The sequence below is a fragment of the Pseudomonas xanthosomatis genome (assembly GCF_019139835.1).
In the GTDB taxonomy this organism is placed as follows: Bacteria; Pseudomonadota; Gammaproteobacteria; order Pseudomonadales; family Pseudomonadaceae; genus Aquipseudomonas; species Aquipseudomonas fakonensis.
Genome location: NZ_CP077075.1, coordinates 5,825,089 through 5,836,856 on the forward strand (window position 1 = coordinate 5,825,089; position 11,768 = coordinate 5,836,856).

Below are 11,768 nucleotides of genomic sequence, written 5' to 3' on the forward strand. Positions count from 1 at the left end.
CTCCCACAGGTACCGCGCCGCATTCACGGGCTGCGCTATATCTGTGGGAGCGGGCTTGCCCGCGAACGAGGGCGAAGCCCTCGCAACAATTTACTGAAGTGTCACTGCGCCCAAGGCACGATCGGAATCGCCGTCACCGCATTCTGCGGGCTGCCTTCGATCAACCGGTCGCTGTACACCAGGTACACCAGCGTATTGCGCTTCTTGTCGAGAAACCGCACCACCTGCATGGTCTTGAACACCAGCGAGGTGCGCTCCTTGAACACCTCCTCGCCGTCCTTCAACTCACCCTTGAAGTTGATCGGCCCCACCTGACGGCAGGCGATCGACGCTTCAGCGCGGTCCTCGGCCAGGCCCAAGCCACCCTTGAGGCCGCCGGTCTTGGCCCGCGACAGGTAGCAGGTCACGCCGTCCACCTTGGGGTCGTCGAAGGCTTCGACGACAATGCGGTCATTGGGCCCGACGAACTTGAACACGGTGGACACCTGGCCGATTTCCTCGGCACCGGCCAGCATCGGCAGCGCCAGGGCGGCCACGGCTATCATTCTTTTCAGCATGCTGAACGCCTTCATACCAGTACCAGGTTGTCGCGGTGCACCAGCTCGGGCTCGGCGCTGTAACCGAGCAGTTGCTCGATGGCGTCGGACGGCTGGCCGATGATTTTCTGCGCTTCCAGGGCGCTGTAGTTGGCCAGGCCCCGGGCCACTTCCACACCGTCCGGGCCGACGCACACCACCATCTCGCCGCGGCGGAAACTCCCCTGCACGGTCTTTACGCCCACCGGCAGCAGGCTCTTGTTGGCCTGGCGCAGGGCCTGCACGGCACCGGCGTCGAGCACCAGGGTGCCACGGGTCTGCAGGTGGCCGGCCAGCCACTGCTTGCGCGCGGCGAGCATGCCGCGCTCAGGCGACAGCAGGGTACCCAGGCGCTCGCCGGTTTTCAGGCGGTCGAGCACGCGCTCGATACGGCCACCGATGATGATGGTGTGGGCGCCGGAACGGGCGGCCAGGCGCGCGGCGCGCAGTTTGGTCTGCATGCCGCCGCGGCCCAGGGCACCGCCGGTGCCGCCAGCCACAGCGTCCAGCGCCGGGTCATCGGCACGGGCCTCAAAGATGAGCTGGGCTTCGGGGTTGTTGCGCGGGTCGGCGTCGAACATGCCGTCGCGGTCGGTGAGGATCACCAGCAGGTCGGCCTCCACCAGGTTGGCCACCAGCGCAGCCAGAGTGTCGTTGTCGCCGAAGCGGATTTCGTCGGTGACCACGGTGTCGTTCTCGTTGATCACCGGCACCACGCCCAGGTCGACCAGGGTGCGCAGGGTGCTGCGGGCGTTGAGGTAACGCTTGCGGTCGGAGAGGTCGTCGTGGGTCAGCAGAATTTGCGCGGTGTGCTTGCCGTGCTCGCCGAAGCTCGACTCCCAGGCCTGCACCAGGCGCATCTGGCCGATCGAGGCGGCGGCCTGCAGCTCGTTCATCGCGCTCGGTCGCGAGGTCCAGCCCAGTTGGCTCATGCCGGCAGCCACCGCCCCGGAGGACACCAGCACCAGCTCCACGCCTGCTTCACGCAGGGCCACCATCTGCTCGACCCACACCGCCATGGCGCCACGGTCGAGGCCTTTGCCATCTGCGGTCAGCAGCGCACTGCCGATCTTCACGACCCAGCGCTTGGCGCCCGTCACCTTGCTTCGCATCTTCTCTTCCAACCTGTGTCGAATCTGTAGATACCGTAGATACAAAAACGCCGCTCCAAAGAGCGGCGATTAGTGTACTGCAACCGGTCAGTCGCGCACGTAAATGATTTCCGGGCCGTCTTCGTCGTCCTCGAAATCATCCCAGTCATCGTCGTCGCCGATGTCGTGCACGCTCTTGACGCCGGTGCGGCGCAGGGTACGGGCATCGTCCAGGGCCTGCAGCTGGGCGCGGGCTTCGTCTTCGATGCGCTGGTCGAGCTCGGCCAGTTCTGCGGCGTAGGCCGGGTCGTTGGCAAGGCGGTCGGCGCGGTCTTCGAGGTAGCGCATCAGGTCGTGGCTGAGCTTCTCGGTGCCTTGCTTGGCGATGGCCGAGATCACGTACACCGGGCCGTCCCAGTTCAGGCGCTCGACCACTTCCTTGACCCGGGCGTCTTTTTCGTCGTCCATGATCATGTCGGCCTTGTTCAGCACCAGCCAGCGCTCACGGTCGACCAGCGCCGGGCTGAACTGCGCCAGCTCGTTGATGATGATTTCGGCGGCATCGGCCGGGCTGCTTCCGTCCAGCGGCGCCAGGTCGACCAGGTGCAGCAGCACGCGGGTACGGGCCAGGTGCTTGAGAAAGCGAATGCCAAGGCCTGCACCTTCGGAGGCGCCTTCGATCAGGCCGGGGATGTCGGCGATGACGAAGCTCTTCCAGCGGTCGACGCTGACCACGCCCAGGTTTGGCACCAGGGTGGTGAACGGGTAGTCGGCAACCTTCGGCTTGGCCGCCGAAACCGAGCGGATGAAGGTGCTCTTGCCGGCGTTCGGCAGGCCCAGCAGGCCAACGTCGGCCAGCACTTTCATTTCCATCTTCAGGTCGCGCTGGTCACCGGGCTTGCCCGGGGTGGTCTGGCGTGGTGCACGGTTGGTGCTGGACTTGAAGCGGGTGTTGCCCAGGCCGTGCCAGCCGCCCTGAGCGACCATCAGCTTCTGGCCCGGGGTGACCAGGTCACCGATGACTTCCTGGGTGGCCGCGTCGATCACCGTGGTGCCCACCGGCACGCGCAGGAACAGGTCGTCGCCCTTCTTGCCGGTGCAGTCGGTGCTGCCGCCGTTGGAGCCGCGCTGGGCTTCGTGGTGACGGGTGTAACGGTAGTCGACGAGGGTGTTGAGGTTCTCGTCGGCCACCATGTACACCGAACCGCCATCGCCACCGTCGCCGCCGTTGGGGCCGCCGTTCTCGATGAATTTCTCGCGGCGGAAGCTCATGCAACCGTTGCCGCCGTCACCGGCCTTAACCCGGATCGATACTTCGTCTACAAACTTCATTCAAAACCGCCTCTCGCCGAACGACGAGTCGAAAACCAGAAAACCTTGAGGCTCTTGCAAAAATGAGCGCGGCGGCCCCGTACCATCAGAAACCAACGCCGGCAGCCCAGACAAACAGCTTTGCAAGAGGCTCAACCACAAACGAAAAAGCCCCGTCGCATGACGGGGCTTCTGGAGCGACGTCGCGATTAAGCGGCGACGATGCTCACGTAACGGCGCATGAACTCGCCTTTCTTCTCGAACTTGATCACGCCTTCGATCTTGGCGAACAAGGTGTGATCCTTGCCCATGCCAACGCCGTAGCCTGCGTGGAATTCGGTACCGCGCTGACGGACGATGATGTTGCCCGGCTTGATAACCTGGCCGCCATACATCTTCACGCCAAGGCGTTTCGATTCTGAGTCGCGACCGTTACGAGTACTACCACCAGCCTTCTTGTGAGCCATGGTTCAATTCTCCTAATAAATTCAGGGGACCTAGGCTTAAGCCTGGATACCGGTGATTTTGATCTCGGTGAACCACTGGCGGTGGCCCATGCGCTTCATGTGGTGCTTACGACGACGGAACTTGATGATACGAACCTTGTCGTGGCGGCCTTGCGAAACGACTTCGGCGACAACCTTGGCGCCGGCGACGACTGGCGCACCGATGGTGACTTCTTCACCGTTGGCGACCAGCAGAACGCGATCGAAGGTCACGGATTCGCCAGTGGCGACTTCGAGTTTTTCGATCTTGAGGAATTCACCTTCAGCGACTTTGTACTGCTTGCCGCCGGTAACGATTACTGCGTAAGACATTTTGAATCTCCGATAATCCTGCTCACCCAGCGCTTTATATGATGGGTATTGGCTGGCATGGCTGCACAAGGCTGGAACGGCCCGGTGCAATTGCGTAAGGCAGGTGCTGCCCAGGAAAGTTAGGGTGCGCGATTGTACGCAACGCCACAAATGCTTGCAAGTACCCGCCAGGCCCCGCGCCCGGCGCGCCTTGACACGCTGGGGCCTGCGACCTAGCATGCCGCGCAACCCCAATGGAGCAGCCGATGCAACCCCAATCCTTCTACCGCGCGGTAGCTGACGATTTCAGCGCCGTCGACGAGATCATCAAGAAGCAGCTGACCTCGCGCGTGCCGCTGGTATCGAAGATCGGCGACTATATCACTTCTGCCGGAGGCAAGCGCCTGCGCCCGCTGCTGGTGCTGCTGTGCGGCAAGGCCCTGGGCCGCGAAGGCGACGACCTGCGCCTGCTGGCCGCGACCATCGAGTTCCTGCACACCGCTACCCTGCTGCACGACGACGTGGTCGATATGTCCGGCATGCGCCGTGGCCGCTCCACCGCCAACGCCCTGTGGGGCAACGCGCCGAGCGTGCTGGTGGGCGACTTCCTTTATTCGCGCTCGTTCGAAATGATGGTCGAACTGGGCTCGATGCCGGTCATGCAGATCCTCTCCAAGGCCACCCGCGTCATCGCCGAAGGCGAAGTGCTGCAGCTGTCGCGGGTACGCGACGCCAGCACCACCGAGGAGGTGTACATGGAGGTGATCCGCGGCAAGACCGCCATGCTGTTCGAGGCCTCGACCCACAGCGCCGCCGCGCTGGCCGAAGCATCCGACGAACAGCGCGAGGCCCTGCGCACCTTCGGCGACCACCTGGGCGTGGCCTTCCAGCTGGTCGACGACCTGCTGGACTACAAGGGCGACTCGGAAACCCTCGGCAAGAACGTCGGCGACGACCTGGCCGAAGGCAAGCCGACCCTGCCGCTGATCTACACCATGCGCGAAGGCACCCCGGAGCAGGCGGCGCTGGTGCGCCAGGCCATTCAAAAAGGCGGCCTGGAAGACCTCGAGCAGATCCGCATCGCCGTCGAGGCATCCGGCGCCCTGGACTACACCGCGCAGATGGCCCGCGACTACGTCGCCCGCGCCATCGCCTGCCTGGAAGTGCTGCCAGCCAGCGAATACCGGGATGCACTGGTCGAGCTGAGCGAGTTTGCTGTAGCGCGTACTCACTGATACACCGAGTCGCCTTCATTCGTGGGGCAAGCCCGCTCCTGCAGGGATGCGTTCCCTTTGTAGGAGCGGGCTTGCCCCGCGAAGCTTTTGTACGGACAAAAACACTTCGCAAGCAAAACCTTATACAATGTGGGCTTTTAACCGCCCGTCAGTTTAAGGATCCGAAGTGAGCACTCTGCCACCCTGCCCCAAATGCGCCTCCGAATACACCTACGAGGATGGCACCCAGCTGATCTGCCCCGAATGCGCCCACGAGTGGTCGGCCAGCGGCGATGTGCAGGAGGCCAGCGACAACGAGGTGAAGAAGGACTCGGTGGGCAACGTGCTGCAGGACGGCGATACCGTCACCGTGATCAAGGACCTCAAGGTCAAAGGCTCGTCGCTGGTGGTCAAGGTCGGCACCAAGGTCAAGAACATCCGCCTGTGCGACGGTGACCACGACATCGACTGCAAGATCGACGGCATCGGCGCCATGAAGCTCAAGTCCGAGTTCGTGCGCAAGGTCTGATCGCCCTTCAGGGGCTGCCGACATGGCAGCCCTGACAGATCCTGCAACAGGGTCGCCTGCACCATCTGGAAGATTTCTTCCAATAGTTACTTGCTATTTTGATAATAAGAATTATTCTCATTGGAACTGCTATCCAAGGAGAATAGCCATGACCTACCTGATCGACGCCTGGCTCGACCGCCCCCACCCCTACCTGCGCATCCTGCACCGCGAGACTGGCGAAGTCTGTGCCGTGCTCGAGGAAGACGCGCTCGACGAACTGCGCGACCAGGGCGACCTGGACCTGATGGGCTTGAATTCCAGTGAACCGGGGGTGCTCAAGGAGCTGGTGAGGAATTTGTTTCTGTTCTGCTATGCGCGGGCATTGCGCCCGGGGGGTACAGACTGGAACTGAGCTCTGTAGGAGCCGGCTTGCCGGCGATAGGGCCGGCTCAGGCAACATCATTGCCAGGCCCGACGCCATCGCCGGCAAGCCGGCTCCTACAGCTGAGCCACTATTACAGAACGTCGAGCAGCTCGACGTCGAACACCAGAGTGCTGTGCGGCGGGATGCTGCCAACGCCTTGGGCGCCGTAGGCCAGCTCGCTCGGCACGTACAGGCGCCATTTGCTGCCGGCATTCATCAGTTGCAGGGCTTCGGTCCAGCCGGCGATCACGCCGCCAACCGGGAATTCGGCAGGCTGGCCACGGTCGTAGGAGCTGTCGAACACAGTGCCGTCGATGAGGGTGCCGTGGTAGTGGGTACGCACGTTGTCTTCACGGCTCGGCTTGGCGCCTTCACCTGCGGTCAGTACTTCGTACTGCAGGCCCGAGGCCAGGGTGACGATGCCTTCGCGCTTGGCGTTCTCGACCAAAAATTCCTTGCCCGCAGCAGCAGCGGCTTCAGCCTTGGCAGCGGCTTCGGCCTGCATGATTTCGCGGATGGCCTTGAAAGCAGACGACAGGTCTTCTTCGCTGACGCGGCTGTCGGCACCGTTGAAGGCGTCGGTCAGGCCGGCAACGATAGCCTCGAGGCTGACGCCCGGTGGCGGGTTGTCACGCAGCTGGCCACCCAGCTGGCGGCCGATGCCGTAGCTGACGCGGGTTTCGTCGGTGGACAGTTTGAGTTCGGACATTGGCTTGCTCCGCTTGAGGGCGCACAACATCCGCGCCCTGATGAAAAGGGCGAGCAGACTAGCACACCGGCGCGGGGCGCAGCAGCTACCAGGCCGAACGCTGGGAAATCGGTACCTTGAGGTCTTCTTCCGGGTGCACGCCCATGCCGCACATCTCGTCCTGCACGGACCAGTGCACCAGGTTCATCGACAGCAGCGGGAGAGCTTGCAGCAATTGCCGCGCATCCTCTACCGAATGCACGCGCAGGCGTTCACCACGGGGGTCGGCCAGGGGGTGGGCGCGGCCCTTGACCCGGGCTTCGAGCAGGTAGTCACCGCCTTCGATGGCGATCAGGTTGAGTTCGTCGACATGGCCGGCCCTGGCCTCGGTGTTGAGCTGATGCAGGTTCATAAGCGCACCTCGCTGCGGGAACCACGCATGAGAGGTCATTTTTTGTACAGGCGGGGCAAAAGCACAAGCCGCCACCGGTCAGAAAAGATCGCGGGGCAAGCCCGCTCACACGGATTCAATCGTGGGAGCGAGCTTGCCCCGCGATGGTTGCGAGCGAGTCAGTGCTTGGTGACTTTATCCAGGTAGCCCATGACGAACGCCGAGATGACGAAGGTCATGTGGATGATCACGTACCACATCAGGTAGTCGGTGGAGATGTTCTGGGCATCCATGAACACCCGCAGCAGGTGAATCGAGGAAATGGCGACGATGGACGCGGCGACTTTCATCTTCAGCGACGAGGAGTCCATCTTGCCCAGCCAGTTGAGTTTTTCCTTGTTGTCGTCGATGTCCAGTTGCGAGACGAAGTTCTCGTAGCCCGAGAACATCACCATCACCAGCAGGCCGCCGACCAGCGACATGTCGATCAGCGACAGGATCACCAGTACCAGGTCGGCTTCGCTCAGGGCGAAGACGTTGGGCAGCACATGAAAGATTTCCTGGAAGAACTTCAGGGCCAACGCCAGCAGGCCCAGGGAGAGGCCGAAATAGATCGGGGCGAGCAGCCAGCGCGAGGCATACATCGCATTTTCGAGGATACGTTCCATGGACAAGGGGGACTCGGTAAGTGACTGGAAGAGCGTGCGCGAGTATAGCCAGCCACCTGTGACAGCAAAAGCCTGCGGCGGGTTGCCGCAGGAGGCAACTGCCTTGTATTGCCTGTTCCAGCCTCATCGCCAGCAAGCCGGCTCTCATAGAACAAAACACAACTCATTGATTTAGCAGGGTCCTGTGGGAGCGGGCTTGCCCGCGAACACCGGCGAAGCCGGTGCCAGACACCGCGTCGCCTGCTTCGCGGGCAAGCCCGCTCCCACAGGGGCCGCGGCGGGCTCGTGCCCAGTTCTCTGCGCGACAGCGCAGCCCTAAAGGGCTGTGTGATCTCCCACAAGGACCTCGCCGCCCCAGCCTTCAGGTCTCGGGATGGAACTGGTAATCCCCAAGGTTGCGACAGCGCTCGCCGTTGATGCGCCTTAGCTGAGCCTGCAGGTGCAGGCACCAGATCTGCGGGTCTTCGGCCACCTGGTAGCCATGCAAGGTTAGGCTGTCGACGATGGCGTTCATCACCGACTCGGCCACCATCGGGCCGTGGAACGGCCCCTGGGCCTTGATTGCGGAGGGTTGTTCACCGGCCATGCCGGCGGCGAACAGCAAGGTCCACATGCCGTTGTCGCCGGCCAGCGGGCGAATGCTGCATTCGATGCGGGTCACCAGGCCCAGGCACTGGCGGGTGAGGCTGAGGTTGCGCATGGCGGCGTCCCCTCTGAGATGCCCTGTTCAGCCCGATACGTTCGGGCTGTTTCCATCCTGAACCCTGATACTGTCCCTTGGTTCCACTTTAGCCGATCGGTGGATGAAGTTAGAAAACCGGCGCCGAACGGTAGCAATGTGCCGCCAGCGCCGGTTTATTGACTTACGCGGGTTTGGCCTGGGCGATCACTTCTTCCAGCCGTTCCTTCTCGGCCTCTTTGATTTCTTCTTCGCTGATCATTTCGGCAATCACCCGCAGGCGCTCGACAACGCGGGCGTTGACGCTGCCCTCGGCGAATTCGCCCTTGTCGTCCAGCGCCCCGGCCTCCTCGCCCACCAGCAGGCTCAGGGCCTCGTCGGCCTGGCTTACCGCGTACACGTGGAAGCGCCCGGCCTCGACCGCCTGCAACACACGCTCGTCGAGCATCAAGGTGGCGACGTTGGCCCGCGGGATGATCACCCCCTGCTCGCCGGTCAGGCCACGGGCCTCGCACAGGCGGAAGAAGCCTTCGATCTTCTCGTTAACCCCACCAACCGCCTGCACCTCGCCGAACTGGTTGATCGAGCCGGTGATGGCGAAGCACTGCTTGAGCGGGGTGCGTGACAGTGCAGAGATCAGCGTACAGACCTCGCCCAGGGAGGCGCTGTCGCCGTCGACGTAGCCGTAGGACTGCTCGAGCGCGATGCTTGCCGAAATCGCCAGGGGGAACTCCTGGGCATAGCGGCTGCCCAGGTAACCGGTGAGGATCATCACCCCCTTGGAGTGGATCGGCTGGCCGAGGTTGACCTCACGCTCGATGTCGACGATGCCGCTGCCGCCCGGGTACACCGTGGCCGAGATCCGCGCCGGCATGCCGAACGCCGAGTCGCCGACTTCCAGCACGGTCAGGCCGTTGCACTTGCCGATGGCCGCGCCTTCGGTGTCGATCAGGATGATCCCGGCGAGCATGTCGTCCAGCACCCGCTGCGACACCCGCCCGGTGCGTGTGGCCTTGGCCTTGAGCGCCCGCTCGATGTGCCCGGCGTCGGTCATCTCTTCGCTGGCCAGCTGGCGGATGAAATCGGCCTCGCTGACCAGCTGGAACAGGTCGCCGATGCGCGCCGACAGGCGCGACTGGTTTTCGGCCAGGCGCGCACTGTAGGTGGCCAGGCGCGCCACCGCGTCGCTGGTCAGTGGCGCCATGCCCTCTTCGTTGGTGCGGGTGCGCAGCAACTGGGCGAACTGCTCCAGGTTTTCGTCGACCATGGGCATGTCTTCGTCGAAGTCCACCAGCACCCGGAACATCTCCTGGAAGTCCGAGTCGTGGTCCTGCAACGCGTAGTACAGCTGGCGCGAACCGATGATCACCAGCTTGATGCCGAGCGGGATCACCTGCGGCGTCACGCTCACGGTGGCAACCCGGCCCAGCTCGCCCAGCGGCGACTCCATCTTCAGCTTGCGCGACTGCAGGGCACGCTTGAGCGCATCCCACACGAACGGCTCGCCGAGCATCTTCTCGGCCTCGAGAATCAAGAAACCGCCGTTGGCGCGGTGCAGTGCACCCGGGCGCAGCTGGCGGTACGAGGTGTACAGCGCGCCCTGGTCGGTGCTGTATTCGATACGGCCAAACAGGTTGTCGTAGGTGGGGTGCGGCTCGAACACCACCGGGGCGCCGCCGTTGCCAGGCTGGCCGACCACAAGGCTTGGGGCGTACTGCTCTTCGAGCATCTTGCGCGCCACGGCGTCGGTCTTGCTGTCGTCCACCAGTTGCTCGACCACGGTGCGCAGCAGGTTGAGCTGCACCGACTGCAGGTAGGCGCACACGGCGGCGTTTTCGGCGTACTTCTCCGACAGCGGTGCCAGCAGCGGCTGCAGGGCGAGCGTGATGGTTTCTTCGTTGAGCTGGCGCAGCTGGTTGTTCGACTCGCGCTTCCATTGCGGCAGGCTGGCCAGCTCTTCGTTGAGGCGGTCCTCAAGCTCGGCGATATCCTCGTGGAAGCGCTCGCGCACCGCTTCAGGCAACTGGGCGAACTCGGCCTCGTCCAGCGCCTTGCCGTCGGCCATGGGGGTGAAGGCGACATTGCTGCTGTCGCGGTACAGGGCCACGTCCTTTTCCAGCGAGGCACGTTCGATCACATCCAGGGCGCGGTCGTAGCGCTGGTTGAAGGCGCGGTCGATGGCGCTTTTCTTCTGCTGGTACGAGGGGTGCTCGAACACCGCCGGGAAGGTGGCCAGCAGGTTGTCGATCAGACCGTTCATGTCGCTGATGAATGCATGGGCGCTGCCGGCCGGCAGCTCCAGTGCGCGGGGCTCGCGGGTGTCTTCGAAATTGTTGACGTACAGCCAGTCGGCCGGGGTGGCCTGGCGCTTGCCCTCGGCCTTGAGGTAGCGCTTGACGAACGAGAAGCGGCCGGTGCCGGGTTCACCCATCACGTACACGTTGTAACCGGGGCGCGGCATGGCCACGCCGAACTGCAGGGCCTCTACGGCGCGTTCCTGGCCCAGCACACCTCGAAACGGCTCCAGATCGTCAGTGTTGGAGAAGGCAAACTGTTCAGCGCAGAAGCGCCGGGTCAGGGCTTCGGGCGCGAGACGCAGGCGCGAGGCGACAGGATCGGGCATTGGGTTTCCTTACTTCGGCGGGGCAGATGGAAAGCATTCTGGCGCTGCCTGCGAGCAGCTTGCAAGGCTGTGCGGGACTTTATGTCGCAGCCACGCCAATGCAATTTTTCGCAATAAACAACGCAACCTTTGGATCGTGCCTAAACTCCAAGCTGCGCGGGGGGGTGGAAAACTCCCCTGTACTGGCAACAGCGTTGCCAGAACCCTGACCCTTGGTACGACACTACAGAATGAGAATAACGCTATGAAACGGATTCTTCTGGGTACTCTGTTCGCCGCTGTTTCGATCAACGCCATGGCCGAAGCGCCAGGTGGCCCGAACTGCGGCTGGGGCAACATGCTGTTCGATGGCCAGCGCGGCACTCCGGCGCACTTCCTGGCTTCCACCACCAACGGCACCTCCGGCAACGCAACCTTCGGCATGACCTCGGGCACCAACGGTTGCTCGACCAAGGCGGCCCTCACCTATGGCGGCAAATCCTGGTTCGCCATGAACGGTATGATGAACGAGCTCTCCGAAGACATGGCCAAGGGCCAGGGCGAAGCCCTGACCACCTACGCCGTGGTGCTCGGTGTAGCACCTGAAGACCGCGCGCACTTCGCCGCTGTCACCCACGAGCACTTCCAGCAGATCTTCAGCAGCGCCGACGTGACTGCCGAATCTGTGCACAGCAATACCCTGGCAGTGCTCAAGAGCGACCCGCAACTGGCCAAGTACGCCACCGAGGCTTGAGCCCCGAGCCGCCCGCCCCGGCACCGGGGCGGGTTTGGCGGTTACCTTTTCGGCATCATCAGG

The 11,768-nt window shown here is 63.3% G+C and carries 14 protein-coding genes; 4 read left to right on the forward strand and 10 right to left on the reverse strand.

Annotation, left to right across the window (positions count from 1 at the left end; translation table 11 throughout):
- Positions 1-101: 101 nt before the first annotated feature.
- The 5 genes from KSS93_RS25730 to rplU all read right to left on the reverse strand — a co-directional run bounded on the left by KSS93_RS25730 (position 102) and on the right by rplU (position 3,795).
- Positions 102-557, reverse strand: a complete 456-nt coding sequence (locus KSS93_RS25730) for a CreA family protein (RefSeq protein WP_217886542.1) — start codon at positions 555-557, stop codon at positions 102-104.
- Positions 558-568: 11 nt separating this feature from the next.
- Positions 569-1,687 carry a glutamate 5-kinase gene (proB, locus tag KSS93_RS25735; protein WP_217886543.1) on the reverse strand — a complete coding sequence of 373 codons (1,119 nt, stop codon included), beginning with the start codon at positions 1,685-1,687 and terminating at the stop codon, positions 569-571.
- Between the two features lie 87 nt (positions 1,688-1,774).
- A complete protein-coding gene (cgtA, locus tag KSS93_RS25740) occupies positions 1,775-2,998 on the reverse strand; it encodes an Obg family GTPase CgtA (RefSeq protein ID WP_217886544.1) in 1,224 nt (407 codons plus the stop codon).
- Between the two features lie 188 nt (positions 2,999-3,186).
- Positions 3,187-3,444 carry a 50S ribosomal protein L27 gene (gene rpmA, locus KSS93_RS25745; protein ID WP_003247464.1) on the reverse strand — a complete coding sequence of 86 codons (258 nt, stop codon included), beginning with the start codon at positions 3,442-3,444 and terminating at the stop codon, positions 3,187-3,189.
- A gap of 36 nt (positions 3,445-3,480) precedes the next feature.
- Positions 3,481-3,795, reverse strand: coding sequence for a 50S ribosomal protein L21 (rplU, locus tag KSS93_RS25750; RefSeq protein ID WP_003247466.1), 315 nt, complete (start codon positions 3,793-3,795; stop codon positions 3,481-3,483).
- Positions 3,796-4,040: 245 nt separating this feature from the next.
- Here rplU and KSS93_RS25755 point away from each other — a divergent pair, with 245 nt between their 5' ends.
- The 3 genes from KSS93_RS25755 (at position 4,041) to KSS93_RS25765 (ending at position 5,911) form a co-directional block, all read left to right on the forward strand.
- The gene (locus tag KSS93_RS25755; protein ID WP_217886545.1) at positions 4,041-5,009 is read left to right on the forward strand and encodes a polyprenyl synthetase family protein; all 969 of its coding nucleotides are present in this window, start codon (positions 4,041-4,043) and stop codon (positions 5,007-5,009) included.
- A 166-nt stretch (positions 5,010-5,175) separates the two neighbouring features.
- A complete protein-coding gene (locus KSS93_RS25760; protein WP_217840387.1) occupies positions 5,176-5,517 on the forward strand; it encodes a zinc ribbon domain-containing protein YjdM in 342 nt (113 codons plus the stop codon).
- Positions 5,518-5,665: 148 nt separating this feature from the next.
- The gene (locus KSS93_RS25765; protein ID WP_038707330.1) at positions 5,666-5,911 is read left to right on the forward strand and encodes a PA4570 family protein; all 246 of its coding nucleotides are present in this window, start codon (positions 5,666-5,668) and stop codon (positions 5,909-5,911) included.
- A gap of 103 nt (positions 5,912-6,014) precedes the next feature.
- On the opposite strand, the gene bamJ is transcribed toward KSS93_RS25765, so the two are convergent.
- From bamJ to KSS93_RS25790, 5 genes are all read right to left on the reverse strand, one after another.
- A complete protein-coding gene (bamJ, locus tag KSS93_RS25770; protein WP_217886546.1) occupies positions 6,015-6,632 on the reverse strand; it encodes a BamJ family beta-barrel-assembly machinery protein in 618 nt (205 codons plus the stop codon).
- Between the two features lie 85 nt (positions 6,633-6,717).
- Positions 6,718-7,023 carry a DUF6482 family protein gene (locus KSS93_RS25775; RefSeq protein WP_217840389.1) on the reverse strand — a complete coding sequence of 102 codons (306 nt, stop codon included), beginning with the start codon at positions 7,021-7,023 and terminating at the stop codon, positions 6,718-6,720.
- A 158-nt stretch (positions 7,024-7,181) separates the two neighbouring features.
- Positions 7,182-7,670 (reverse strand): TIGR00645 family protein, encoded by a 489-nt coding sequence (locus KSS93_RS25780; protein WP_217888807.1) that lies wholly within the window; start codon positions 7,668-7,670, stop codon positions 7,182-7,184.
- 361 nt (positions 7,671-8,031) lie between these two features.
- On the reverse strand, positions 8,032-8,370 hold the full coding sequence (locus tag KSS93_RS25785; RefSeq protein WP_023631147.1) for a PA4575 family protein: 339 nt from the start codon (positions 8,368-8,370) through the stop codon (positions 8,032-8,034).
- Between the two features lie 163 nt (positions 8,371-8,533).
- Positions 8,534-10,972, reverse strand: coding sequence for a Lon protease family protein (locus KSS93_RS25790; RefSeq protein WP_217886547.1), 2,439 nt, complete (start codon positions 10,970-10,972; stop codon positions 8,534-8,536).
- Positions 10,973-11,216: 244 nt separating this feature from the next.
- Here KSS93_RS25790 and KSS93_RS25795 point away from each other — a divergent pair, with 244 nt between their 5' ends.
- Positions 11,217-11,705 carry a DUF3015 domain-containing protein gene (locus KSS93_RS25795; RefSeq protein ID WP_217886548.1) on the forward strand — a complete coding sequence of 163 codons (489 nt, stop codon included), beginning with the start codon at positions 11,217-11,219 and terminating at the stop codon, positions 11,703-11,705.
- Positions 11,706-11,768 lie beyond the last annotated feature (63 nt).